Below are 25,375 nucleotides of genomic sequence, written 5' to 3' on the forward strand. Positions count from 1 at the left end.
TCCCATGAAGAACGGCCCGCCTCGCGCGGGCCGTTTTTGCCTGGCGACCCGAAGTCATCACAACCCGATATCGCCTTCCCGCCAAGGTCAGGATCTGTGCGGGCACACCATCGTCAGATTGAGCAGCGTCGGCTTGTCCGAACCCTTCTTGTACTCCCATTCCAGCCGGATTTCGTGCCGGTGGGCATAGGCATCGCTGGCCGCGTGGGTGATGATGTTCGTCTTCATCGGGATCGGCGGCTCGGAATTGAAGCATTTCCGGACACAGGCATCGAGCAGATCGCATCGTGTCAGGGGAATCACGCCCGGCTCGTCCTTGGATAGCGGGACCGTGTTTGGCTGGGTGCTGAGATCGACGCGCGCCCGTCCCTTCTCCTTGTGCCAGAACTTGGCGCTGCCCTGTGGCCACCTCGATGGCGGATTCAAAATCAGGTGATACTCGCCGTACTCCAGGGTCGGCAGGTCGATGTCGTCCGAAGCCTTGAGCTTGGCGACGCTCTTTTTCATGTTCGCCAAAGGGTAGTAATTGCTGTTCATCAAGTCTCGAAATGCCTTGCCGCTATATACCAGTCCGGCCATCGCCTTTTCCCCCGATATGTCTGTGCCCAGAAAACTGCAGATGAGTGGCCGAAAATACACTGCGGCCGATCATGCGATTTATTGTGAGCAGCCACGCTATCATTCCGGACTCTGCTCCGTCCAGATAGCCGCCATCTTGTAACGTCGCATATGTTGCAAGCCCGATTGCCATGCATTGTCCTATAGGTAATGTTGAGTCGAACGCCTCGCGGGCGTTGGAGCGGGACTGCCGGGGCAGTCGTTGAAGGCGCTGGAATGCATTGCTTCGCGTGTCAGTCGGCGATTGGTCCGGGCGACAGCTGGTGCTCCAAATGCGGAGCGGCGGTCCGCCAGCGCGTCGACCCCGACAGCGAACGGCGGTTTGTGACGATCCTGCGTGCCGACGTCGTCGATTCCACAGGTCTTGTTGCCGAGCTGGAGCCGGAGGCGGCCGTGTCGCGCCTCGAACCGGCGCTTGCGGCCATGAGAGGCGCCGTGCGCCAGTTCGGCGGCATCGTCAGCAAGGAGCTGGGTGACGGTGTGGCCGCGGTCTTCGGCGCCCCGATCGCCGACGACAACCACGCGCCTCTGGCCTGCCACGCGGCCATCGAACTGGTCCGGCGTGTTGGCAGCCTGGGCGATCCCGGGCTCCAGGTCCGGGTCGGCCTCCACTCCGGTCATGTCGTGGCCTATATGGTCGCCAACGAATTTTCCAAGGTCTACGAGATCGGCGGAGCCGCCCAGCATCTGGCGGCGCGGCTGGAGGCGGCGGCCGAGGCGAACCAGATCTACGTCTCCGAAGCCTGTCAGAAGCTCGCGGACGGGCACGTCCGCTTCGAATTCCTGGGCCGCAGGGCGCTCCGTGGTTTTGCCGAGCCTATGCCTGTGTACAGGGTCATGGGCGCGAGCGATCTTTCGAGCTGGCGGGTACGGCGTGCGCGCAGCGTTTCCCGCTTCGTCGACCGCACGACGGAGCGAGCATTGCTGTGGCGCGCTACGGAAAGGGTCGGCGTCAGCCGGCAGACTGTCCTGCTGATGGGGGACGCGGGCATTGGAAAGTCACGGCTTGCACATGAGTTCGCGCAGGACCTTCGGGCTGACGGCTGGCGGTTGATCGATGCCGAGTGCAGCCCGAATCTCCAGGGCGCGCCGTACAGCACTCTCAAGCGCCTGTTGCTGTCGATCCTCGATACCGCTGCGAGGGATCACGTCAAGACGGACGACCCCAGAGACGCGTTGCCGGCGGTGCAGCAGCGAGCCATCGACGCGGTCCTGGACCTGCCGATTTCCGATTCGCAATGGGACGAATTGGAGCCTCACGCCCGCGGTCGTGCGATTTCAGACGCAAGCTGCGCAATTGTCGAAGGCGTCGCGCGTCGCCAGCGTACGATCCTTCTGATCGAGGACTTGCACTGGATCGACCGGGCCAGCGATGCGGTTGTGGCCACCCTGGCCGGGCTGCAGAGCCCTGATTTGCTTGTGCTGCTGACGACGCGGCCCAATGGAATGCCGGTGTGGATCGCGCGTTGCCATGCGGAAATCGTGGCGATGCGGCCTCTCGACGATGATTCGGGTCTGGCCATGCTCGCGGAGATGCTCGGTCCTTCCGCGACGAACGCCGACCTGAAAAACCGGATCATCTCTCATACGGCCAACGTTCCACTGTTCATCGAGGAAGTCTGCCGCAGTCTGAAGGACAGCGGCATGCTTCTTGGCCAGTGGGGCGACCTTTCCCTCGCGCGTCCTGTGGACGAACTCGGCATCCCCAGCAGCATTCAAGGTGTGATCGCGGCTCGACTGGATCGCGTGTCACGACAGGAGCGGTCGCTTCTCCAGATCGCCGCAGCGCTTGGTCCCCGGGCGGACCAGGCCATGCTGCGGAAAGTCGCGGCCTTGCCGGAGGACGTTCTGCAGGATTGCCTCACTGCGCTTGATCGGGCCGAACTGCTGGTCAGGATCGATAGTGAGTTGGAGGACTCGCTCGAATTTCGGCACGAGATGGTCCGGCAGGTGACTTACGATTCAATGGTCGAAAAGGTGCGCGAAGGCATCCACGCCAGCATTCTGGCAGCCCTCGAAACCGATCAGGCATGGGCCGATGGTCCGGATACGCTCTGCTATCACGCGACGAGGGCAAAGGATTGGCAGAAGGCGTTTTACCACGGCAGGAGTGCCGGTCGAAAATGTCTGGTGCGCTCAGCCTATGCCGACGCGGTTGATTATTTCGAGATCGCGATGGGGTCTCTTGACAAGACACCAGTGACACAAGCGCGCGAAACGGACGCCATTGACCTCCGGATGGAGGCGCGCTTGGCCTTTGCTGGGTCGGGCCGTGTGGCGGAAGCCCTGGATTTGGGAAGCGAAGCCGAACGGCGAGCCCAAGCGATCAACGACGTTGGCCGCAAGGTCGCGGCCATGACGATGAGGGCAGGTGCGCAGAATTTTTATGGTACGCCCGTCGAGGCTGTCGCGATTGGTGAAGACGTCGTGCATCTGGCGGAGAGCTCTGGCAATCCTGGCTGGCGCAATCTCGCGCAATATGGTCTCGGGCAGGCGTATTTTCTTGCCGGCCGCTATCAGGCTGCCAAGGAGATGCTTGCCACTGCTCGCGGCCATCTCGTGGAGCCGGCAGCAAGCGCCCCGATCGGCACGACCCCACGATCTTTGCTCCTGCTTTGCTGCATGATGAACAGCATTACCCATACCGTCATGGGCGAGTTCGACACCGCCGAACAGCTCCAGCGGCAGGCCGCTGCGATCGCAGAGGAGACGGGACGTCCCTATGACCGCGTCGCTGCCGCCTATAGCGGCGGCTGGCTGATGCTTGGCCGCGGCGAGCCGGCGGCGGCTGCCGCCATTCTCGAAGAGGGGTTCGTGCTGGCGCAGAAGCACGGCATCCGGCTGTTCGTGCCGGTGCTGGCCTGCCACCTCGGCATCGCCTATCTGGAGCAGGGGCTGTTCGACCGCGCGCGCGGCATGCTGGCCGAGGCGCGGGAGGAGGCGAAGGCGGTCGGCTATACCTCGGCGGTGCTGCGCAGCTCGATCTACCTCGCGCTCGCCACCAGCGAGCTCGGCGACGTCAAGGCGGCGCAGAACATGTTGCGCGAAGCGCGCAACACCGCCCGCCAGCAGGGCTTTGCCGGCCTCGAGGCGGAGGCCCTGTTCGGCGAAGCCGTCGTGACGCCGGCCTCCGGCGCGGCGAACCAGGCGGCCATTCTCGTGGCCCTGCGCGCCGCCATCGCGATCGCGGCCGAAAGCGGCGCGCTGCCGCTGCAGCACAAGGCAGAGGCGATGCTGAACGAGGCGCTCGCCCGGGGCGACGAGTTCACCTGACCTTTTGCGCCCAGGCGTGCGATCGTACCGCCGCGGCTATTGCCTGCCCGACGGGTCAATTGGATTCCGCAGGTGACGCAACGGCTTGGCTACTGTGCATGGGGTTGTTTTCGACGTCTTTGACGAGAGCCCCCTGCGGTCGCGATGACCAAGCCTCTTGCGCAGACGCCAAGGTCGGCTACCGTTTGCCGATGGCCGCGGGGCCAGGCGACTTTTGATTTAGCAGCATCCCATTTTGCTGGCGCCGCACCGGCGCGACGTCCAGCGGAAGAGGCGGGGCCATGATCATACGGGACCAGTCGGCGCTGTTGGCGCCGGTCGAGCGCGATTTGCGGCTCGATCTCTTCCGCGGCATCGGCCTGTGGATGATCTTCCTCGACCACATCCCGCACGACGTCGTCGCCTGGCTGACGTTGCGCAGTTACGGCTTCAGCGACGCCGCCGAGTTCTTCGTGTTCATCTCCGGATACCTGGTCGGCTGGATCTACGGCCCGGTCGTCGCGGGCGGCTGGTTTCTCGCCGCGCTCAAGCGGCTGTGGCGTCGCGCGGCCGAGCTGTACGTCGCCCACATCATGCTGTTCCTGCTGTTCACCGCGCAGGTCGCCCGCACCGCGCGCCGCTTCGACAATCCGATGTACCAGCACGAGTTCAACGTGTTCAATTTTCTCCAGCACCCGGACGAGCTGATCGGCCAGGCGATCGTGCTGAAATACAAGCCGGTCAATCTCGACGTGCTGCCGCTCTACATCGTGCTGGTGCTGGCCGCGCCGTTCATGGTGTGGTGCCTGGTGCGCCGGCCGAACCTGACGCTTGCCGCTTCCGTGATGCTCTACGTGCTGGCGCGCTGGTTCGACTGGAACATCGCCTCCTACCCGCCCGGCACCACCTGGTACTTCAACCCGTTCTGCTGGCAGCTGATGTTCGTGTTCGCGGCCTGGTGCGGCATCGGCCAGATCGACAAGGTCGCGACGTGGGTGTGGTCGAAGACGGCGCTGGGACTGGCCGCGGTCTGGCTCGTCTTTGCCTTCTTGATCGTGATGACCTGGCACATTCCCGCGCTCGAGGCCCTGATCCCGAAATGGATGATCAAGGCGATCTACCCGATCGACAAGACCGATCTCGACATGCTGCGTTTCACCCATTTCCTGGCGCTGGCGATCTGGGTCACCCATTTCATCCCGCCCAAATGGCGGCCGCTGCATATCGCGTGGCTGCGTCCGGTCATCCTCTGCGGCCAGCATTCGCTGCCGATCTTCTGCCTCGGGGTGTTCCTGTCGTTCTCCGCGCACTGGATCCTGACGCAATACACCCAGGGCGCCTGGGAGCAGCTCGCGGTCTCCGCCGGCGGCATCGTCATCATGATCGGCGCCGCCTGGCTGCTCGATCGTGCCGAACGCGTGCCCAGCCTGTTCGTGAAGGTGACGGAGGTCGAGGAAGGTGAGGCTCCCGACGTGGGCGCCGGGGCCCGCGCCCCTGCGAGCCGCTGAAGCATCGCGTCGCCTGCATTTCACGGAGAGGTTCATGTCCAGACGTTTGTTGACGATTGCCGGCACCCTCCTGTTCCTGGTCTGCGGTGCCTTTGCACAAGCGCCGTCGCCGGAGGCGATGAATGCGGCGCGCAAGCTGGTGGCGACGTTGAAGATCGCGGATCAATACCGCGCATTGCTGCCGCAGCTCCTGCTCAAGCTCCGGCCGGTGGTCGCGCAGGACAGGCCGGAGATCGAGCGCGACTATGACGCCATGACGGCGCCCGGCGCCCAGATCTATGCCCCGTTCTCTGCCGCGATGATCGACCGGATCGCGGCGCTCTATGCCGCCAGCTTCACGGTGGACGAGCTGCGCCAGATCGAAGCCTTCTATGCCGGGCCTGCGGGCCAGAAATTCCTGGAGAAGTCGGATGCGCTGGCGCAGGCGAGCGTGCAGATCGGCCAGGACGTCAGCCAGAAGGCGGCCGACGAGTTGAAGCAGCGCCTGATCGAGGCGCTGCGGCAGAAGGGGCACAAGCTCTGAGGCAGGCGGCGCGCCGGGCCGCGTCGTGCCTAGAGCGTTTTCGAGCGAAGTGGATACCGGTTCGCGTCAAGAAAACGCGTCAAAGGCCCTAGGCCAGAAACGCGCGGAACCGGCGCAGCGCGATCAGGAAGAAGACGACGCCGATCAGCGTGAGCGCGACCAGCTGCGGCCATACGGCCTCAAGTCCCGCGCCGCGGAACAGGATGGCCTGCGCGAGCATCACGAAATGCGTGTTGGGCGCCGCCAGCATGATGTCCTGGACGAATTGCGGCATGCTCTCCCGCGGCGTCATGCTGCCGGACAGGGTCTGCAGCGGCAGCAGGATCATGATCAGCAGCAGCCCGAATTGCGGCATCGAGCCGGCGACGGTGGCGAGGAAGATGCCCATGCTGGTGGTGGCAAAGAGCTGCAGCGCCGCGCCGACGAGGAACAGCGCCACCGAGCCGTCGATCGTGACCGCCAGCCATCCCTTGACCACGAAGGCGATCGACAGCGCGGAGGCGACCAGCACCACGGCTCCCATCGACCAGATCTTGCTCACCATGATCTCCAACGGCGTGACCGGCATCACCAGCAGGTGCTCGATCGTGCCGTGCTCGCGCTCCCTGATCAGCGCCGCGCCGGTCAGGATGATCGAGAGCATGGTGATCGACATGATGAGGTGGTCGATCGCGCCGAACCAGGACCTCTTCAGCTCCGGATTGAAGCGGGCGCGCAGCGCGAGATCGATCTGTGGCATCTGCGCCTGCCTGCTGCGCGCCAGGAATTCCGCGATCTCGGCGCTGACGATCTGTTCGACATAACCGCTGCCGTTGAAGGCCTGCGAGATCCGCGTCGCGTCGACGTTGAGCTGAATGGTCGGCGCCTTGCGCGCCAGCAGGTCGCGCTGGAAGTCCGGCGGGATGTCGAGCGCGAAGGTGTCGAGACCGGCATCCATTCGCTGGTCCATCTCGTATTGCGAGATCAGCCGGGGGGTGGAGAAGTAGGGCTCGGTGAACGCCATCCCGATCCGGGTCGAGATCGGCGAATGGTCCTCGTCGACGATGGCGATCGCGGCGCGATTCAACGTCTCCGGCAGCGTGTTGGCGCCCTCATAGACCGCGAGCGTAAAGGAGTAGGCGATCAGCACGAGCAGCACCGGGTCGCGCGAGAGGCCCCGCAATTCCTTGATGCCGAGCTGGAAGAGGTTGCCGAGGCGCATGGTCAGCGGGCCTGTTTTTTCAGGAGCAGCGCGCCGGTGGCGAGCAGCACCGGGATCGTGACGGCGAGCGCTAGCAGGTCGTTGTGAAGCGTGTCGAAGCCGAGACCCTTCGAGAACGCGCCGCGCGAGATGGTCACGAAATGGCTTGTCGGGTAGATGAGCCCGATCAGCCTGCCCGCTCCCTGCAGCGAGGAGACCGGATCGATCAGGCCGGAATATTGGATCGCCGGAATCAGCGTGATCAGCACGGTGCCGAACAGCGCGGCGATCTGGCTCTTCATGAAGGCCGAGATCACCAGCCCCATGGCGGTCGTTGCCGTGACGTAGAGAAGCGCGGCGAGCGCGTAGGTCGGAAAGCTGCCGGTGAAGGGCACGCCGAAGACGGCGAGCGCGAAGGCGACGAGGAGGAGGAAGTTACCGAATGCCAGCACGACGTAAGGCAGCTGCGTGCCTAGCAGGAACTCCAGCCGCGTCACCGGCGTGACGTAGAAATTGACGATCGAGCCGAGCTCCTTCTCGCGCACGACCGCGAGCGCGGCGAGCACCGCGGGGATCATGATCAGGAGCAGCGGGATGATGCCCGGCGCCATTGCGACGACGCTTCGGACGTCCGGATTGTAGCGATAGCGCATCGCGAGCTGAAAGGTGCCGGCGATCGCCGTTTCGCCATAGAGCTCGCGCCCCTTTTGCGCGAGCCAGGTCGCGTGGATGGCCTGGGTATAGGAACGCAACGTCTCGGCGCGGGTCGGGTTGGCGCCGTCGACCCAGGCGCCGATTTCGACATGCCGGCCGTGACTGACGTCCCGGCCGAAGCCGGGCGGCAATTCGATGGCGAGGCCAATCTCACCGGCACGCATGCGGCGGTCGAGATCGGCATAATCCGTGATCGGGGATTTTTCGGTGAAGTAGCGCGAGCCTGCGATCTGGAGGCTGTAGTCGCGGCTGATCGCACTGTCGTCGCGGTCGAGCACGGCGAAGGTCAGGTTCTCGACGTCCATGCTGATGCCGTAGCCGAGCACGAACAGGAGCAGCACGCTGCCGAGGACCGCGAGCGTGGCGCGGATCGGATCGCGGCGCAGCTCCAGCGTCTCGCGCCGGGAATAGGCGAACATGCGGGTCGGATTGAACCTCGCGCTGCGCCTGCGCCGAGGTGCTGCCGTCGCAGCCGGCTCGGGCGATGTGGCCGCCGGCTGGCTGGTTTCATCCGCCGCGTCCGCGCCCGCCTGTTCCAGGCAGGCGATGAAGGCCTGCTCCAGCGTGGCGGCGCCGTGCGCGGCCACGATCGCGGCTGGTGTGTCCGACGTCAGCACCTTGCCGGCATGCATCAGCGAAATGCGATCGCAGCGCTCGGCCTCGTTCATGAAATGGGTCGATACGAAGATGGTGACGTTGTCCTTGCGCGCGAGCTCGGCGAGAATCTGCCAGAAGCGGTCGCGGGCGACCGGGTCGACACCGGAGGTCGGTTCGTCGAGGATGAGGATGTCGGGCGCATGGATCATGGCGACGGCCAGCGACAGCCGCTGCCGCAGGCCGAGCGGCAGCGCATCGGGCAGGGCATCGGCCGCGTCGGCAAGATCGAACCTCGTGATCATCTCGTGGATTCGCGCGGGAATGGTCTCCGCCGGCAATTTGAACAGCCTTGCATGCAGATCGAGATTCTGGACGACCGTGAGCTCCGAATAGAGCGAGAAGCCCTGCGACATGTAGCCGATGCGCCGGCGCACCGACATGTCGCCGGCATCGATCGCCTTGCCGAACAGCCGAGCGCTGCCTTCGCTCACGGGCAACAGGCCGGTGAGCATCTTCATGGTCGTGGTCTTGCCGCATCCGTTCGAGCCGAGGAAGCCGAAGATCTCGCCCTTGCCGATGCGGAAGCTCACATCGTCGACGGCGACGAAGCCATTGAACCGCCGGGTCAGGTGGTCGGCCTCGATCGCGATCTCGTCGTGGTCGCCGCTGCGCGGCGGGATGACGATCCCGGTATGGCTGCCGCGATCTGCCTCCGGCAAGAGCCGGATGAAGGCGCCATCGAGCGTGTCGGTGCCGGTCTGGCTCTTGAGTGAGGCGGGTGTTCCGGTCGCCAGCACGCGCCCCGCGTTCATCGCGATCAGGAAGTCGAACTGCGCGGCCTCTTCCATATAGGCGGTCGAGACGATCACGCTCATGCCGGGCCGGCCGCCTCGGATCGAGGCGATCAACTCCCAGAACTGGCGCCGCGACAATGGATCGACGCCGGTCGTCGGCTCATCCAGAATCAGCAGCTCGGGATCGTGGATCAAGGCGCAGCACAGGCCCAGCTTCTGCTTCATGCCGCCGGAGAGCTTGGCCGCCGGGCGGTCGGCGAAGGGGGTGAGTCCCGTGTCGCGCAACAGGCCCGCGATCCGCCGCGTTCGTTCCGCCTTCCCGTGCCCGAAGAGGCGGCCGAAGAAGTCGATGTTCTCGAACACCGACAGCGTCGGATAAAGGTTCTTGCCGAGCCCCTGCGGCATAAAGGCGATGTCGGGACAGACCGTGCGGCGATGGCGCGAGCTCGCCATGTCGCCGCCGAGCACGTGGACATGTCCTTCCTGAATTTCGCGTGCGCCGGCGATCAGCGCGAGCAGGCTGGATTTGCCGACGCCGTCAGGGCCGATCAATCCGACCATGCAGCCGGACGGCAAGTCGAGGGTAATGGCGTCGAGCGCCCGGATCTTGCCGTAGCTCAGGCTCACGCCTTCCAGATGCACCACGCTGCCGGGCCCGGCCGGTGCGTCGGTTGCGGCAGTCGTGCTCATCGGGTCAGCTTGATCTTGAGATTGTCGGGCCATTGCGTGGCCGAATCGAGCTGCACATAGGCCATACCGGGCAGGCCGGTCTTCACGTGCTCGACGTGCTGGCGCAGCAGCTCGGGCGCGATATGCGCCTTGATGCGGAACATCAGCTTCTGGCGCTCCTCCTCGGTCTCGACGGTCTTGGGCGTGAATTGCGCGACATCGGCGACGAAGGTGGCCTTGGCCGGGATCACGTATTGCGGAATGGCGTCGAGCACGAGGCGGACCTCGGATCCGATCGCGACGCGGCCGGCAGCCGCCGTCGGCAGGAAGAACGTCATGTAGACGTCGCCGAGATCGACCATGTTGAGCACGCGGCCGCCGGCCGCGAGCACCTCGCCCGGCTGTGATACCCGATATTGCACCCGGCCTTCGCGCGGCGCCTTCAGCACGCTGTCGTTGAGGTCGGCGTTGATGCTTTCGATCGCGGCCTTGGCCGCGTCGACCGAGGCGCCGGCATCGATCACCATGGCACGGGCGGAGCTGATCGCGGCCTCGGATGCGGCGACCTGGGCCTGGGCAGCGGCAAGCGCCGCCTTCGCCGTGGCGTTGGCCGAGCGGTCGTCGTCCAGCACCTGCTGTGACACTGCGTTCGTCCTGATCAATTGCTCGGAACGATCCAGCTTGCGCCTCGCGCTGTCGAGCTGCGCGATGCGCTGGTCGACCACGGCCTCGGCAGCCCTGCGCTCGGCCTCGCGCTGGTTCACCAGGCTCTTCGCGGTCTCGACATTGATCGAAGCGCGCTGGAGTTGCGCTTCGGCCTGGCGGCGTTGCGCCTGCAATTGATCGGTGTCCATCCGCGCCAGAACCTGGCCGGCTTTCACGAAATCGCCTTCGTTGACCAGGATCTCGCGAATCCGGCCCGGTGTCTTGGTGGCGATGTCGATCTCGACCGCTTCGACGCGGCCGTTGCCGCGGGCGAAGCCTGCCGGCAGCGGGTTGGAATCGCGGTGCAGCCAGTAGTAATAGCCGCCGCCCGCGACGAGGATGGCGACCGCCGCGGCGATGCGACCCGGTGTGAAGTTCATCTGTTCATCACGCCGCCAGCGGCGCCCACATGTTGAGACACGAACGCCCGGCCGCTCATCGTGCGGAAGGGCTGGCGCAACATGGCAGCGATTTTTGCAGCGCAACTTGATGCAGATCAGACCGTGCGAACGGTACCTCTGCTCAAGGTTCCGGCAGTCTGCCGGCCTGGAAAGCTCGGGAGGCGCCTAGTGGATAGCCGCGTACATGATCCTCTCCTCCGTCGCGTCCAGCGCGGAGAATTCCTCCACGACCTTGCCCTGGCGCGAGACCAGGATGCGGTCGGAGAGAGCCATGACCTCTGGCAGGTAGGATGAGATGACCACGACCGCCTTGCCCTCGTCGGCGAGCTGGTTGATCAACTCGTGGATCTCGACGATGGCGCCCACGTCGACGCCGCGCGTCGGCTCGTCGAAGATGATCAGGTCCGGCTCCTGCACCAGCGATTTGGCGATCACGACCTTTTGCTGATTGCCGCCCGAGAGCTCGACCACCTTGCCGTGGTCGCCGATGGCCCGAACCTTGAGCTTCTGGATCCAGGTCTTGCCCACCGCATCGGTCTCCCGCCGCGACAGGATCATGCGGCCCTTGGGAAATTTCGACAGCAGGCCGAGATAAATGTTGCGCGCGATCGAGGACGTCTCGAAGAAGCCTTCGACCTTGCGATCCTCGGTGACATAGGCGATGCCGGCCTTGACCGCCGGCGCCGGCACCCGGTAGCGCACCGGCTTGTCGTGCAGCAGGATCTCGCCGCCGTGGAAGAAGTCGCGCTTGAGCACGCCGGAGACGATCTTGAACGTCTCGGTGCGGCCCGCGCCGACCAAGCCGAACACGCCGGTGATCTGGCCTGCGAACACTGACAGCGAATTGTTCTTCACCATCGGCGCCATCTTCAGGTTCTGCACCGTGAGCACGCGTGCGCCGGCCGGCCGCACGGTGCTCTTTCGAGCGCCGTAGAGCGTGTTGGAGAGGTCGCGGCCGACCATGGCCTGAATGATGGCGGCGCGATCGAATTTGGCGGCGTCGTCGGTCACGACATGCCTGCCGTCACGCAGGACAGTGATGCGGTCGGCAAGCAGCAGGGCCTCTTCCAGGGCGTGCGAGATGAAGACGATCGAGACACCGCGCTTCTTGAGATCGCGGACGAGGTCGAAGAAGTACTTCTTCTCCTCCGGCGTCAGCGATGCGGTCGGCTCGTCGAAGATGATGACCTTGGCGCGGTGCAGGACCGCGCGCGCGATTTCCACCATCTGCTTCTTGGCCGCCCCGAGACCGCTGACGGTCGCGGTCGGCGTGACGTCGAAATTGAGCGATTGCAGGAACTGCTGCGCGGCAATGTAGATGCCGCGCAGGCGGTTGTAGAATTTCTCCTGCCCCAAGAACAAATTCTGCGCCACCGTCATGGTCGGCACCAGGCTGTTCTCCTGGAACACCATGGCGATGCCGAGATTGCGCGCTTCCAGTGGGGTCCTTGGCGCGACGTCGGCGCCGTCGACCGTCATGGTGCCCGAGGTCAGCGTCACCACGCCTGCCATCACCTTGGTCAGGGTCGATTTGCCGGCGCCATTCTCGCCGACCAGCGCGTGGATCTCGCCGCGGCGCAGGTCGAAGTCGACCCCGTCGATGGCGGGCACGCCGGCGTAGAGTTTCGTGGCGTTGCGCAACGAGAGTGCGATGTCGCTCATGAGCAGAACTCCTCGGCAAGGCCGGCCAGGGGCAGCTTCAGAACCCGGCCCGGTCCCTTCGCGATCAGGACGAGGTCGCCGCCCATCTCGATGGCCGCGACGACGCCGTGATTGATACCATCGACCCGGCTGTGCAGCGAATAGAGCGGCTGTCCCTCGGCATCGAGGCGGATGACGAGGCCGTAGGAGCGGGGCGGCGCCCATGGCTTGATGACACCCATGGTCTTGATGTGCGCGCCCTGCATCGGTTCCTTGAACGAGATGCCGGAGCGCAGGCGCGGCGCGACCCAGTACGCCGGATCGATCTCGGCCATCATGCGGCGCCGATAGGCCGGCTCGCGCAACACAAACTCGACGAGCTGGGTGCGCGCGGTGAAGGCCGTGAGCCAGTAACCGCCGCCCGAGGCCTTCGCGAGCCGCGACGGATAGACGGGCAGGTGAGCGAGCACGGTCCGCGGCGGTGCGCCCGGCGCCACGAGCACGAGGCGATGACGCCAGCTCTCGCTGACCAGCACGCCGTTGCCATGCACGCAGGCACCAAAGGCGTGGCCGAGCCCTTGCGCCAGCGGTGTCACGGTCTTGCTGCCGGGGTCCAGCTTGAACACGCGGCCGGTGCGATTGAGCTCCATCAGGTCGCGCGCCCAGTCGTCGACGCCGCATGTCGCTGAGCCATCGGTTGCGATGAGCGTGTTGTCATTCGCCAAGGCCAGCGCGTTGACGGCGTTGAAGGCGGCATCGGCAAACGTCAGGTGTGGTTGCTCGGCCGAAGGGCTGGAATAAAGACGCACCTCGCGTCCCCCGAGCGCGACCGCAAGTCCCCCGCCAGGCAGGGCACACAGCGCCGAGATCGGCCGCTCGAAGCTGCGAACCTCCGAAGCCACGCCGTCGTCCAGCCGCATCAGCCGCGCGCCGTCCGCGATGAAAAGATTGCTTCCATCGGTAGCGAGGTCTTCGGGCGCCTCGCATGTCAGCAAGGTCTCCGCCGCTTCCAGCCTCTGGTTGGGTTTCAGTGCGCCGTCGAAGGACGGCACGGTGATGGTGGCATCGCCGCGCCCGAGAATGCGGTTGGCGAATTCCCTGACGGCTGCGATCACGACTGCTTCCCCCACCGCTTGTCATACTGGACGAAGTCCGGATCGGCGTCGTCGAGCTTGTAACGGCCGATCCGGTTGTTGAGGATGCCGCCGAGATAGAGATAGCCGCGATGCTCGCGCATCGAGGTGATCATCGGATGGTTTTCGCCATGCAGGTCCCAGAACGATTCGACGATCTTGCCCTGCTCGTTGAACTTGACCACGCAGCCCGTGTTGATGTTGGGGAACAGCCATTCGTCGACCGGTACGCGTTTGGCCATGCGGCGCCGGAAGCCCGGCATCTTCCAGGCGAGGTCGAGCGAGGGGCTGCGCATGCCGACCAGCGCGAGCCAGTAATTGCCGTCGGAAGCGAGGTTGATGTTGTCGGGGTAGCCCGGCAGATTGTCCATCACGACCTCGACGTTGCCCTTCTTCGGCCCCGCGAACCAATAGCGCTTGATCGAGCAGCCGAAGGTTTCGGCGAACAGGATTGACTGGCCGTCGGAGGCCACGCAAATGCCGTTGGGGAATTTGAGGCCGCGCAGTTCGGTGCGCGTTGCGCCGGTCTTGGTGTCGTAGGAGATGATGCGGCCGTTGCCGCGCGCCTCGAGGCCGTCGATCGGCCACTCGTCCATCTCGTAACGCACCGTGGCTTCCGAGAAGAAGATCAGGCCGTCGTCGGTAATGTCGAGGTCGTCGGCGAGCCGCAGCCGGCTGTCGTCGTTCACCGAGCGCATGCTGCGGTTGGTCTCGTCAGTCGCCTTCTCCACCGTGCCGTCGGGCTTGATGCGGTAGAGCCCCATGCCGCCGATGCAGACGTAGAGATTGTCCTCACGGTCAAAGGCCATGCCGAGCGGCTGACCGCCGATATGTGCGAACACCTCCATCTTCTGATAGTCGGGCGCCAGGAAGCGCATGATGTCGCCATGGCGCGAGCCGGCATAGAGATTGTCGTGGCGATCGAGGATGACGTCCTCCGGCGCCTCGATGCGGCCGAGGCCGATCGATTCGACGTTGCGCAGCTTGTCGTTCTGCTCGAACGGGCCGCCTTGTCCGATCTCGGTCGGTGGTGGCGGCGGCAGCGAATGATAGGTCGGCGCGACATAGACCTTGCTGATGATGCGGGTGCGGTTCTTCTGCCAGCGGATGTCGACCATCGCGGCGACCAGCAAAATGCTGGCGAGCGCCATCCGGTTGACGCCGCCGCGTGCGTTCATGGTGGTCAGGCCGTTGGTGACCAGCAGCACGATCAGCACGCCGACGGCTGATTTGGCGACCGAGCCCTTGCCGCCGCCGAGCGTGATGCCGCCCAGCACCGTCGCGGTCAGCACGATCACCTCGAGGCCGACGCCGATGTCGCCGCCGACGGTGCCGAGCCGGGACGCGAAGAACAGCGCGCCGATACTGGTCAGCACGCCGCTTGCGACGTAGCAGAGCGCGATGGTGCGGCGGACGGGAATGCCGGAATTGTACGCCGAGCGGCGCGAGCCGCCGATCGCGGTGATGTGCCAGCCGGGCCGGAGCCGGGTCAGGAAGATGTGGCCAAAGATGGCGATGACGATATAGACGAGCGCGACAGTCGGGATGCCGAACACGCTGCCGCCGCCGATGAAATCCCACGAGGGGATGTCGGGAAAGGCCGACGCGATCGCGTTGGAATAGCGCTGGATCAGCAGATCGTAGGCCGAACGGTAGATGATCAGGGTGATCAGCGTGGTGATGAAAGCGCGCAGCCGCAGATATCCGATCAGAACGCCGTTGACCGCGCCGAGCAGGGCGCCGCAGAGCAGCGTGGCGGCGATCACCGCCGGCACCGGCCAGCCCAGAACGTCAAGGCAGTAGAGCGCGCAAAAATCGGTCAGAGCGAAGATCGAGCCGACGGAGAGATCGATGCCGCCAACGATGACGACCAGCGCCAGCCCGAGCGCGATGAAACCGATCTCTCCGGCCTGCCGTGCGGTGTCAGCGAAGCTCGCCGGCGACAGGAAGTTGTCGATGGACCGGCTGAGCGCGAGGCCAACGATCAGGAGAAGGATCACCGGAATGGCGGTCTCGGTCCATCGCTTGGACAGGATTTCACCGAGGAGATGATCGGGCCAGTAGCGGTAACGCAGGCTTGTCAGGGTATCGCGCATCGGCATTCCAGGACCTTGCAAGTTTCGGGACCGCATCCCGGACGTGAGATCGTCCGGGATGCCTTGGTCTTGCGTCGCGACGACTATTTCTTGAGGTCGCTGAGATTCCAGCAGGTCATCTGGTTATCTGCGTTCTCCTTGGTGATCGGAATCAGCGTGGTGTATTCCGAACCTTTGACCGAGCCGGGCTTCACGCCCGACGACAGCAGCCACTTGATGGTGCCGGCCATCTGCGATGCCTGGGTCGGCACGTCGTAGCTCATGTTGAGATCGAACGCGCCGGACTTGACCAGCTCGCACGCGCCCTTGCGCTCGCCGCCGCCCGAGGTCGCCACGAACACCTTGCCGGTGAGACCGGCTTCCTTGACCGCGGCGGCAGTGCCGATGTCCATGCCGTCCCAGAAGCCGACGATGCCGCAGAGATCCGGATTCTGCTTCAGCACTGTCTGCGTGATCGCCTTGGCCTTGGCGGCGTCCCAATCGGCGGCCTGGCTGGACACCACCTTGATTTCGGGGTGCTTGGCGAGCACGTTCTCGACGCCCTTCAAGGTATAGGCGCTCGCGGCCGCCGACAGCGCGCCCTGGATGATCGCGATCTTGTTCGACTTGCCCTCGCAGGCCTTGACCACGCCTTCGGTCTGGCGCTCGCCGATCTCGACCCAGTTGGCGCCGACGAAGGCGGAGCTGCGATAGGCCGATCCCATGTTGATCTGGATGACGTAGATGCCTTCGTTCTCGGCGCGCTGCAGCAGTTTTGCGTAGGTCTGCACGTCCGGATTATGGACGACGATGACCGCCGGCTTCTCGGAGATCAGCGACGTCACGGCTTGCGCGCCGGCATTGGTGTTCCAGTTGGCGTCGCGGATCACGAACTTGACGCCGAACGGCTCAAGCTCCTTCTTCAGGCCGGCATACCAGCCTTCGGTGAGATCGAAGTTCATGGCGACCGGGACGTAGGCCACGGTCTTGCCGGCCAGCGCCTCCTTGAATGGCTTCTGAAACGGCTCGTCCAGACCCTGTTGGGCGAGTGCTGGCGCGGTCATGGCCGCAAGGCCCAGTGCGGCAACGATTACCTTTGTCGGGCTGCCGAGATGCTTCATTGTTTCCTCCTTGGTTGTGATTATCGCTGTAGTCGGTGGTTCAGATGTCGCCTTGTTGTGCCGTTTCTTCGTTGCGCGGATTCAGGAAGGAGTCCGTGATGACGGCGAGCAGCAGGACGATGCCCTTGATGAGATTCTGTCCGGCGTAGGAGATGTCCATGATCGTCATGCCGTTGAGCATCGTGCCGATCACGAGCGTGCCGATGACGACGTTCAACACGCCGCCGCGTCCGCCCGACAGGCCGATGCCGCCGAGCACCACGACCAGGATGACGTCGTAGATCAGCGTCGAGTTGAAGATGCGGGTCGGCATCGAGTTGACCGATGCCGCCATCACGAGGCCGGCGAAGCAGCCGATCAAGGCGGTGATCACATATTGCAGGACGATGATCGGGCGGGAGGGAATGCCGGTTACGCGCGCTGCGTAGGGATTATCGCCGATCGCGTAGATATAGGCGCCCCAGCGCGTCTTCCGCAGCAGGAAGGCGACCACGACGCAGGCGATCGCGAACATCCAGATCGACGTCGGAATGCCGAGAATGGTGCCCTGTCCGAGCCGCTCGAAGCCGTCCATGCCCGGGCTCCACTGCACGACGTCGAGTTGGAACAACGCGGCCTGTCCGAGGCCCGCGAGGAGCAGGCCCGTCGCGAGCGTGGCGAACAGCGAAGGGACTTCGGCGTAGGCGATCAGCCAGCCGTTGACGAGACCGAAGGCAATCGCGAGCAGCACGGCGGTCAGCAGCGAGGCCGGCAGCGAGTGACCGTTCTGCACCATCTGCAGGACCAGTCCCGGCGGCACCGCGAGCGCCGCGATCAGCGAGATGTCGATGCCGCGCCCGATCACGACGATCGCCATGGCGAGGCCGAGGATGCCGAGCACGGAGACGTTCTGCAGCAGCGTCAGCATGTTTTCCGGCGTGAGAAAGCCGCGCAGGAAAATCGAGAATAGCAGGAACAGCAGCGCAAAGACCGCGAAGACGATTTCCTGCTGATTGAACCGAATGCGCTTCATCCCAGTGTTGCCTTTCTTCGACGCCGGCCTCTGCGGGGTCCGCTATGACGATCGGGTCTCGATGCGATAGGTCTGTGGAAGCGGCGTCAGGCTCTCGGCGAGTGCTTTCCTCCGATCCTGATCGTTGGAGTTCACCGTGACGTGGACCAGCGTATTCAGCCTCGAATCCTTCTCGACGCGAATCTCCGCCGCGGTGTCCGGGCCGAAGATGCGGTCGATCTCGCTCCTGACCTTCTCCTGAACGGCGAGGTCGCGGAGCGTGGGCTTGAAGATCTTGCCGACCGCGGTGACCGGAAGGCTTTCGAGCAGCACGACGCGCTTCGGCTTCGCTGGAGGTTCATTGACGTTGCGCTCGAGATGCTCGCGCAGCTCTGCGAGGTCGATGGTCTGTCCCGGCGACGGCACCACGAAGAGAATGGGCACTTCGCCGGCATAGGCGTCCGGCATGCCGACGGCCGAGCTCATCTGCACCCCCGGAAAGGCATTGGCGACGTCCTCGATGGCGGCGGGGTCGATGTTGTGACCGCTCCGCACGATCAGGTCCTTTTCGCGCCCCGTCAGCACCAGGCGCTGGTCCGGCGTGAGATAGCCGACGTCGCCGGTGACGATCCAGTTGTCGTCGGTCAGCACGCCCTTGTTGTGCCGGGGATCGAGATAGCCGGGAAACACCTGAGGGCCGCTGACAAGGACGAGCCCGCTGGTGAGCGGCGGACATTCCGTCTTCAAATCGGCATCATCAAGCGCGACGATCTTCGTCTTCGCGAACGGCGCCCGGAAGCCGACGCTGCCCTGCACCGGCGTTCCGCGACCGGGATTGAACGCGATTGCGGCCGCGGTCTCCGTCATGCCGTAGGTCTCGAACAGCGTGATGCCGGTGCGTGCCTGAAACCTCTCGCTGACGGCCTTTGGCGCCACGGCGCCGCCGGTGAGCGCCATGCGGACGGTGCTGATGTCGGAGGATCCGACCGGCACCTCGGCAAGCGCGGCAATCGACGTCGGCACGCCGCTGACGATGGTCGCGCCGAACCGCTCGACAGTGTGCCAATAGTCGCGGATCGCATCGGGACTTCTGAGGCTGTAGGGCGAGGGCATGATCACGTGTCCGCCGGCCGCGAGGATCGACAGGCCGAGCGTTATGGTGCCGCCGACGTGAAACAGCGGAAAGCCGTTCACGGCGGCATCCAGTTCATCCAGTCCGTGCACCTGCGCAAAACTCCAGGCGGCGTGGATCTGGTTGCCGTGCGTCAGCCGAACCAGTTTCGGTCGCCCGGTGGTCCCGCCGGTGTGGAAGAGGGCGCATATCGCGGCGCGATCTGTCGAGGGCTCGAAGTCCAGCGTGTCGTGCGCGCGCGCGACCGCCTCATCGAAGTTCAGAAAACCTCCAGGCAGAGGATTATTCGCGCCGATCACCAAGATCGTCTTGAGCGATGGGACGCGCTGCGCGACGTTGGCCGCCTTGGCCCAGATGGCGCGATCGGTGGCTTCGGACGGGACCACCAGCACGGTTGCGCTCTGCGCCTCGAGCAGGTCGGCGATCGCGTCTTCGTTGAGAAGATAGTTGATCGAGCTGGCGACGCCCGCCACCTGGGCGCCGAGCAATGAAGGAAACAGCGGCGGCAGGATCGGACAGAGAAACGCGGCTGTTCCGCCGCTTTTCCCGATCCCATGCGACCTGAACAGATTGGCGGCGCGAATGATTTCCGCAAGCAACTGACGATGCGTCAGCGTGACGTCATCAGGCTCGCGCGAGCCCTTGGTCAGCACCGTCAGCGCGGGACGGTCGGGATGCAGGCGTGCCGTGGCTTCGAACAGGTGCAGGAGATTGCGGGCAGGGATGAGGGAGTCGTAAGGCCGCTGCTCCAGCGCCTCGATATCGGCGATGGTCTTGACCGGCTGCGTGAACCGCGTTGTGATTTGCGACGACAAGGCGCTGCTCACGGGCATCGCCATTCGGGCGGCACGGCAAGCTGTGCAGCAGTTGACTGGACCTGACGCAAGCGAACGTTTCCCGCCTATTTTGTGTACTGCTTTTTGTTCTTCATAGGCCACATGCCGGAACGCGGCTTGCTCCGGAGCGCAAAGCTTTTGCTTCTCCGCGCAAACCGGTCTTGCGTGTAGGCGGCGGCGATCTAGAATCCCGGTGCTTGGCCGGCTTGTGCGATGCACAAACGACGTTCATCATGGCCTTGCAATTGATGGGCGGACGATGAACCTGGTATTTTCGACGGACGATCTGGAGCCGGCCAAACGCTACGCTGCGTGGCAAGGCGCGATCTGCGATGTCTACGTCCATGTCGACGTGAATGCCGAGGAGCGCTCCGACTATCACGGCTTCATTCGCGAGGCCCACTTCGGCGCCGTTACGATGACGGATGTCCTGCTGTCGGAGCAGCGCATCTCGCGCCGCGAGCGTCACATCGCAAAACTCGACAAAGATTGCTACTACGTTGAATTCGTCCAGCAGGGCCGGGTCAACGTGCTGCAGGCGGGCCAGACCCTGCTGTCGAATCCCGGCGTCGGCGCGATCTTTTCGGCCTCCGAGGCCTACGATCTCGAATGTATCGGCAAGGTGCGATCGCTGTATCTCGAGATCCCGCGCAAGGAGTTTTCCGCGCGCTTCAGTGACGGACGCCTGCCTGTCGTCACGACGATGGCGACGGGCCGCGGCCTTGGGCGGATCGCCGCCGAGTTCTGCGCGACGCTCGCCGCGGAAGGTGCGTCGCTTGACGAGACAGCGAGGACGCGGCTCGGCGCCGAACTGATGGACGTGGTGGCGCTCGCGCTCGACATGGGCGATCGGGACGAATTCTCGGAAGATGCGAGCGCGCAGCAGGCGCGCCTGCGCTCGGTCAAGGCCTGGATCGAGGCGCATCTCACCGATGCGGATTTGTCGCTGGAGAAGATCGCGAAGAGCAACGGCGTCTCGCTCAGGCATCTGCATTATCTGTTCCGGCTCACTGATGTCTCGGTGTCCGAATGGATCCTGGATCGCCGGCTGCAGCGCTGCTACGACGTGCTGACCCGCCCGGAGCTGCGGTCGCTGTCGATCACTGAAGTTGCCTATCAGCTCGGTTTCAGCAGCTCGTCGTATTTCAGCACGGCGTTCCGCAGGAAGTTCGGCCACAGCCCGTCGGACCTGCGGCGCCGCTAGAGAACCTGCACCGCGCGCGGCGATGCAGGTTCGTCTTCGTCAGCGTTACTTCACCAGCGGGCAGCCGCCGTCCTTCAGCGGACGGAAGGCCTGGTCGGCGGGGACTTCGGCGAGCAGCTTGTAGTAGTCCCACGGGCCTTTCGACTCCTCTGGCTTCTTCACCTGGAACAGGAACATGCTGTGCACCATGCGGCCGTCCTCGCGCAGGATGCCGTTGTCGGTGAAGGCATCCTTCACGGGCAGCTCGCGCATCTTCGCCATCACCGTCTTGGTGTCCCTGGTGCCGGCGGCCTGCACGGCCTTGAGGTAGTGCAGCGTCGCGCTGTAGGTGGCGGCCTGGTTCATCGTCGGCATGCGCTTCATGCGCTCCATGAAACGCTTGCCGAAGGCGCGGGTCTTGTCGTTGAGGTCCCAGTAATAGGCCTCGGTGATGATCAGGCCCTGCGCCAGCTTCAGCCCCAGGCTGTGCACGTCGGAGATGAACATCACGATCGCCGCCAGGTTCTGGCCGCCGGCGACGATGCCGAACTCGCCGGCCTGCTTGATCGCGTTGATGGTGTCGCCGCCGCCATTGGCAAGCCCGATGATCTTGGCCTTGGAGGCCTGGGCCTGCAGCAGGAAGGACGAGAAATCGGCCGTGTTGAGCGGGTGCTTGACGCTGCCGAGTACCTTGCCACCGGCCGCTTTCACGACGTCGCCGGTGTCGCGCTCGATCGAATGGCCGAATACATAGTCCGCGGTGAGGAAGAACCAGGTGTCGCCGCCGTTCTTGACGATGGCGCTGCCGACCGTGTGGGCGTTGGAATAGGTGTCGTAGGTCCAGTGCGCGGTGTAGGGCGAGCAGGATTTACCGGTAATGTCGGAGCTCGCCGCATCGGTCACGATCATGATCTTCTCGTACTGCTTCGACAGCTCCATCACCGCCAGCGCGGTGGCCGAGGTCGGCAGGTCGATGATCATGTCGACGCTCTCGGTCTCCCACCATTTGCGGGCGATGGTGGAGGCAACGTCGGGCTTGTTCAGCACGTCGGCAGAGACCATGTCGATCGGCTTGCCGAACATCTGCCCGCCGAAATCCTCGATCGCCATCCTGGTGGCCTCGACATTGCCCTGGCCGCCGATATCGGAATAGACCGAGGAGAAGTCGGAGAGCACGCCGATCTTGAGCGGCGTCTGCTGGGCCAGAGCCGGGGCGATGGCGAACCCGGCAAGCAGTCCGGCCGCAAGAGCGGCGCGCGCAATTCGATACATGGATATTTCCCCCCGTTTATATATTTTGGTGCGCGAGGCTAGGGTTGCCTCTCTGAAACGTCAATTCTTGCGTGACGGCGCCGCGCCTCTGGATGATTTGACGGGGCAGGTTGCGCCGACTACGCTTTGGGCAAACGCGAAATGCGTAAGCGAAGTGGCCTGACGAGCGTTGAGTCGGCCGTCACGCAGATTGAAATTCCCGGGGGACGGAAATGCCGAACGATACCGCAGCCACCATCTCGAAAGCGCGCGAGCACTCCATCGGCGATCTCTTGCGCCGCTCGGCAGGTCGCGAGCCGAACAAGCTTGCGGTGAGCTGCGGCAATGTGAGCTGGACCTTTGCCGAGATGGACGCGATCTGCAATCGGCTCGGCCGTGGCCTGCTTGGCCTCGGCGTCAGGAAGGGCGATCGCGTCGCCGTGCTCTCGCGCAATTCGCATGCGTTCGCCGCGCTGCGTTTCGCGTTGGCGCGCATAGGCGCGGTGCTGGTGCCGATCAACTTCATGCTCAATCCGGACGAGATCAATTTCATCCTCAAGAGCTCCGGCGCAAAGCTGCTCGCGACCGGCCCCGATTTCGTCGAGCCGGCGAAGGCTGCAAGCGCCAGGGATTGCGCGGTCGAGAAGATGATCTGGCTGCCGGGCGAAGACCCCGCCACGGCGCCCGCAGGGCTCACCACCTTCGACGATCTCCTTGATGCCGACGGCTCGTTCCTGGAAGCGTCCGTCGACAGCCGCGATCTCGCGCAGATCGTCTACACCAGCGGCACGGAGTCGCTGCCCAAGGGCGCGATGCTGACTCATGAAGCCGTGATGTGGCAGTATGTCAGCTGCATCATCGACGGCGGCATGAGCGTCGACGACAAGTTCCTGCACGCGCTGCCGCTCTATCATTGCGCCCAGCTCGACGTGTTCCTGGGGCCGCAAGTGTATCTCGGCGCCTCCGGCGTCATCACGGGCAAGCCGACCGCCGACAACATCCTGGCGTTGATCCAGGCGCACAAGATCACGTCGTTCTTCGCACCGCCGACGATCTGGATCGCAATGCTGCGCTCGCCGAAGTTCGACAAGACCGACCTGTCGACGCTGCAGAAGGGCTACTACGGCGCGTCGATCATGCCGGTGGAAGTGCTGCTCGAACTGCAGCGCCGCCTGCCCAACGTCAAATTCTGGAACTTCTACGGCCAGACCGAGATCGCGCCGCTCGCGACCGTGCTGCGGCCCGAGGACCAGCTGCGCAAGGCCGGCTCTGCGGGCAAGCCCGTGCTCAATGTCGAGACACGCGTGGTCAACACGGCGATGGAAGACGTCAAGGTCGGAGAGGTGGGCGAGATTGTGCATCGCTCGCCGCATCTCTTGTCCGGTTACTACAATGACCCGGTGAAGACTGCGGCTGCCTTCACCGGCGGCTGGTTTCACTCCGGCGATCTCGCCACCGTCGATGACGAAGGCCACATCACCGTGGTCGACCGCGTCAAGGACATGATCAAGACCGGCGGCGAGAATGTCGCCAGCCGCGAGGTCGAGGAGATGGTCTATCGTATCCCCGCGGTCTCCGAGGTTGCCGTCGTTGGCCTGCCCGATCCACGCTGGATCGAGGCGGTCACCGCGATCGTCGTGGTCAAGGCCGGCGAGACGCTCGACGAGGAAACCGTGGTGAAGCACTGCGCCGGCCAGATGGCGCATTTCAAGGTGCCCAAGCGCGTGATCTTCGTCGACAGCCTGCCGAAGAATCCGAGCGGCAAGCTGCTCAAGCGCGAGCTGCGCCAGCGCTTCGTCGGCGGCGAGACCCTCGACAGGGCGGTCCAGAAGAGCTTTGGCACCTGAAACGGAGCGGTTCCCATGAAGGCCTGGCAGGTCGCGCGCGACTGGTCGATCGAGGGCATGGAGCTGGCCGATCTGCCGGAGCCCGCGCCCGGTCCGGGCCAGGTCGCGGTGAGGATGAAGGCGGCGTCGCTGAACTACCGCGATCTGCTCACGATACAGGGCAAGGGCGGTGTCGCCAGGTTGCCGCTGATCCCGTTCTCGGATGGTGCGGGCGAGGTGATCGCCGTCGGTGAGGGCGTTACCCGTGTCGCGGTCGGCGACCGCGTCTGTCCGATGTTCTTCCAGTCATGGATCGACGGCAAGGTGTCGGCGGCCAGCCGCCGCTACGCGCTTGGCGGCACGCGGCCGGGCGTTTTGCAGGAGGTGATGCTGCTCGATGCCGAGGGCGTCAGCCACATCCCCTCGCACCTGTCCTTCCAGGAGGCTGCGACGCTGCCCTGCGCCGGGCTCACGGCCTGGCGCGCGTTGTTCGAGGAAGCAAAGGTTCAGCCCGGCGACACCGTGCTGGTGCAGGGCACCGGCGGCGTGTCGATCTTCGCGCTGCAATTCGCAAAGCTCGCCGGCGCGAGTGTGATCGTGACGTCGTCGAGTGACGAGAAGCTCGAACGCGCGCGTGCGCTCGGCGCCGGCCACACCATCAACTATCGTTCGTTGCCGGAATGGGGCAAGGCGGCTTCGGAGTGGACGGGCGGCGGCGTCGACCATGTCGTCGAGGTCGGCGGCAAGGACACCTTCGCGCAATCGCTCGAGGCTGCGCGGGTCGGCGGCAACATTCTGGTGATCGGCGTGCTCTCCGGCGTCTCGCAGCAGATCGCGATCCCGACCCTGTTTTCAAAGAACCTGCATGTTACTGGCCTGTCGGTCGGCAGCCGCCGCATGTTCGAGGGGATGACAGCAGCGGTCGGACGCAACGCCATGAGACCGGTGATCGACCGCGTGTTCGGCTTCGACGCCGTGCCCGATGCGCTGCGCCTGATGCAGCGGGGCGGGCACTTCGGCAAGATCGTCGTGGAGTTTCCGTAGCAGGTGCTCGGTTGGTTGGGGGCGCTCCACACGTTCCCCACCATCATTGCGGCGAAGCGATCCATGTCTCCGCGGAAAGACCCTGGATTGCTCGTTGCATCGATTTAATAACTGTACTATAAGTACATTATTAAATGCGACGCAACGATGCGTTTGCTGGACCGGCACGATCGATGCATCG

At 64.5% G+C, this 25,375-nt stretch carries 17 protein-coding genes; 6 read left to right on the plus strand and 11 right to left on the minus strand.

The window, feature by feature from the left end; all coding sequences use genetic code 11:
- Positions 1 to 87: 87 nt before the first annotated feature.
- Positions 88 to 579: a hypothetical protein gene (locus WHZ77_RS03775; RefSeq protein WP_375312456.1), complete on the minus strand. Its 492-nt coding sequence runs from the start codon at positions 577 to 579 to the stop codon at positions 88 to 90.
- A 255-nt stretch (positions 580 to 834) separates the two neighbouring features.
- On the opposite strand from WHZ77_RS03775, the gene WHZ77_RS03780 reads away from it, so the two are divergent.
- The 3 genes from WHZ77_RS03780 (at position 835) to WHZ77_RS03790 (ending at position 5,901) form a co-directional block, all read left to right on the plus strand.
- A complete protein-coding gene (locus tag WHZ77_RS03780; protein WP_375312457.1) occupies positions 835 to 3,891 on the plus strand; it encodes an AAA family ATPase in 3,057 nt (1,018 codons plus the stop codon).
- A 281-nt stretch (positions 3,892 to 4,172) separates the two neighbouring features.
- Entirely contained in the window at positions 4,173 to 5,378 is a 1,206-nt protein-coding gene (locus tag WHZ77_RS03785) for an OpgC domain-containing protein (protein WP_375312458.1), read from the plus strand.
- A gap of 34 nt (positions 5,379 to 5,412) precedes the next feature.
- Complete coding sequence (locus WHZ77_RS03790) at positions 5,413 to 5,901, plus strand: DUF2059 domain-containing protein (protein ID WP_375312459.1); 489 nt, start codon at positions 5,413 to 5,415, stop codon at positions 5,899 to 5,901.
- 88 nt (positions 5,902 to 5,989) lie between these two features.
- On the opposite strand, the gene WHZ77_RS03795 is transcribed toward WHZ77_RS03790, so the two are convergent.
- From WHZ77_RS03795 to WHZ77_RS03835, 9 genes are all read right to left on the minus strand, one after another.
- Positions 5,990 to 7,102: an ABC transporter permease gene (locus tag WHZ77_RS03795; protein WP_375312460.1), complete on the minus strand. Its 1,113-nt coding sequence runs from the start codon at positions 7,100 to 7,102 to the stop codon at positions 5,990 to 5,992.
- 2 nt (positions 7,103 to 7,104) lie between these two features.
- Positions 7,105 to 9,876: a ribosome-associated ATPase/putative transporter RbbA gene (gene rbbA, locus WHZ77_RS03800; protein WP_375312461.1), complete on the minus strand. Its 2,772-nt coding sequence runs from the start codon at positions 9,874 to 9,876 to the stop codon at positions 7,105 to 7,107.
- Positions 9,873 to 10,940 carry an HlyD family secretion protein gene (locus WHZ77_RS03805; RefSeq protein WP_375312462.1) on the minus strand — a complete coding sequence of 356 codons (1,068 nt, stop codon included), beginning with the start codon at positions 10,938 to 10,940 and terminating at the stop codon, positions 9,873 to 9,875. Before WHZ77_RS03805 ends, rbbA begins: the two co-directional genes overlap by 4 nt.
- Before the next feature lie 186 nt (positions 10,941 to 11,126).
- A complete protein-coding gene (locus WHZ77_RS03810) occupies positions 11,127 to 12,623 on the minus strand; it encodes a sugar ABC transporter ATP-binding protein (protein ID WP_375312463.1) in 1,497 nt (498 codons plus the stop codon).
- Positions 12,620 to 13,717 carry a hypothetical protein gene (locus WHZ77_RS03815; protein ID WP_375312464.1) on the minus strand — a complete coding sequence of 366 codons (1,098 nt, stop codon included), beginning with the start codon at positions 13,715 to 13,717 and terminating at the stop codon, positions 12,620 to 12,622. The genes WHZ77_RS03810 and WHZ77_RS03815 overlap by 4 nt, the downstream gene beginning before the upstream one ends.
- Positions 13,714 to 15,837 (minus strand): ABC transporter permease, encoded by a 2,124-nt coding sequence (locus tag WHZ77_RS03820; RefSeq protein WP_375312465.1) that lies wholly within the window; start codon positions 15,835 to 15,837, stop codon positions 13,714 to 13,716. The genes WHZ77_RS03815 and WHZ77_RS03820 overlap by 4 nt, the downstream gene beginning before the upstream one ends.
- 77 nt (positions 15,838 to 15,914) lie before the next feature.
- The gene (locus tag WHZ77_RS03825; RefSeq protein ID WP_375312466.1) at positions 15,915 to 16,931 is read right to left on the minus strand and encodes a sugar ABC transporter substrate-binding protein; all 1,017 of its coding nucleotides are present in this window, start codon (positions 16,929 to 16,931) and stop codon (positions 15,915 to 15,917) included.
- A gap of 40 nt (positions 16,932 to 16,971) precedes the next feature.
- On the minus strand, positions 16,972 to 17,943 hold the full coding sequence (locus tag WHZ77_RS03830; protein WP_375312467.1) for an ABC transporter permease: 972 nt from the start codon (positions 17,941 to 17,943) through the stop codon (positions 16,972 to 16,974).
- Between the two features lie 42 nt (positions 17,944 to 17,985).
- A complete protein-coding gene (locus WHZ77_RS03835; protein WP_375312468.1) occupies positions 17,986 to 19,887 on the minus strand; it encodes an AMP-binding protein in 1,902 nt (633 codons plus the stop codon).
- 262 nt (positions 19,888 to 20,149) lie between these two features.
- Between WHZ77_RS03835 and WHZ77_RS03840 the strand changes: the two genes are divergently transcribed.
- Complete coding sequence (locus WHZ77_RS03840) at positions 20,150 to 21,094, plus strand: helix-turn-helix domain-containing protein (RefSeq protein ID WP_375312469.1); 945 nt, start codon at positions 20,150 to 20,152, stop codon at positions 21,092 to 21,094.
- Positions 21,095 to 21,139: 45 nt separating this feature from the next.
- Here WHZ77_RS03840 and WHZ77_RS03845 read toward each other — a convergent pair whose 3' ends face one another.
- Entirely contained in the window at positions 21,140 to 22,345 is a 1,206-nt protein-coding gene (locus WHZ77_RS03845; protein WP_375312470.1) for an ABC transporter substrate-binding protein, read from the minus strand.
- 212 nt (positions 22,346 to 22,557) lie between these two features.
- Here WHZ77_RS03845 and WHZ77_RS03850 point away from each other — a divergent pair, with 212 nt between their 5' ends.
- Positions 22,558 to 24,171 (plus strand): acyl-CoA synthetase, encoded by a 1,614-nt coding sequence (locus WHZ77_RS03850; RefSeq protein WP_375312471.1) that lies wholly within the window; start codon positions 22,558 to 22,560, stop codon positions 24,169 to 24,171.
- 15 nt (positions 24,172 to 24,186) lie between these two features.
- Positions 24,187 to 25,194 (plus strand): NAD(P)-dependent alcohol dehydrogenase, encoded by a 1,008-nt coding sequence (locus WHZ77_RS03855; RefSeq protein ID WP_375312472.1) that lies wholly within the window; start codon positions 24,187 to 24,189, stop codon positions 25,192 to 25,194.
- Positions 25,195 to 25,375: the final 181 nt, after the last annotated feature.

Origin of the sequence: Bradyrhizobium sp. A5, assembly GCF_042076515.1 — a bacterium.
Classification (GTDB): Bacteria; Pseudomonadota; Alphaproteobacteria; order Rhizobiales; family Xanthobacteraceae; genus Bradyrhizobium; species Bradyrhizobium cosmicum.

Bases quoted from the DNA above. Each gene is read 5' to 3' on its own strand.
- WHZ77_RS03805 (WP_375312462.1), bottom strand. From the start codon at position 10,940: ATGAACTTCACACCGGGTCGCATCGCCGCGGCGGTCGCCATCCTCGTC.
- WHZ77_RS03790 (WP_375312459.1), top strand. From the start codon at position 5,413: ATGTCCAGACGTTTGTTGACGATTGCCGGCACCCTCCTGTTCCTGGTC.
- WHZ77_RS03835 (WP_375312468.1), bottom strand. From the start codon at position 19,887: ATGCCCGTGAGCAGCGCCTTGTCGTCGCAAATCACAACGCGGTTCACG.
- WHZ77_RS03810 (WP_375312463.1), bottom strand. From the start codon at position 12,623: ATGAGCGACATCGCACTCTCGTTGCGCAACGCCACGAAACTCTACGCC.
- WHZ77_RS03855 (WP_375312472.1), top strand. From the start codon at position 24,187: ATGAAGGCCTGGCAGGTCGCGCGCGACTGGTCGATCGAGGGCATGGAG.
- WHZ77_RS03850 (WP_375312471.1), top strand. From the start codon at position 22,558: ATGCCGAACGATACCGCAGCCACCATCTCGAAAGCGCGCGAGCACTCC.
- WHZ77_RS03845 (WP_375312470.1), bottom strand. From the start codon at position 22,345: ATGTATCGAATTGCGCGCGCCGCTCTTGCGGCCGGACTGCTTGCCGGG.
- WHZ77_RS03840 (WP_375312469.1), top strand. From the start codon at position 20,150: ATGAACCTGGTATTTTCGACGGACGATCTGGAGCCGGCCAAACGCTAC.
- WHZ77_RS03785 (WP_375312458.1), top strand. From the start codon at position 4,173: ATGATCATACGGGACCAGTCGGCGCTGTTGGCGCCGGTCGAGCGCGAT.
- rbbA (WP_375312461.1), bottom strand. From the start codon at position 9,876: ATGAGCACGACTGCCGCAACCGACGCACCGGCCGGGCCCGGCAGCGTG.
- WHZ77_RS03820 (WP_375312465.1), bottom strand. From the start codon at position 15,837: ATGCCGATGCGCGATACCCTGACAAGCCTGCGTTACCGCTACTGGCCC.
- WHZ77_RS03775 (WP_375312456.1), bottom strand. From the start codon at position 579: ATGGCCGGACTGGTATATAGCGGCAAGGCATTTCGAGACTTGATGAAC.
- WHZ77_RS03780 (WP_375312457.1), top strand. From the start codon at position 835: ATGCATTGCTTCGCGTGTCAGTCGGCGATTGGTCCGGGCGACAGCTGG.
- WHZ77_RS03825 (WP_375312466.1), bottom strand. From the start codon at position 16,931: ATGAAGCATCTCGGCAGCCCGACAAAGGTAATCGTTGCCGCACTGGGC.
- WHZ77_RS03830 (WP_375312467.1), bottom strand. From the start codon at position 17,943: ATGAAGCGCATTCGGTTCAATCAGCAGGAAATCGTCTTCGCGGTCTTT.
- WHZ77_RS03795 (WP_375312460.1), bottom strand. From the start codon at position 7,102: ATGCGCCTCGGCAACCTCTTCCAGCTCGGCATCAAGGAATTGCGGGGC.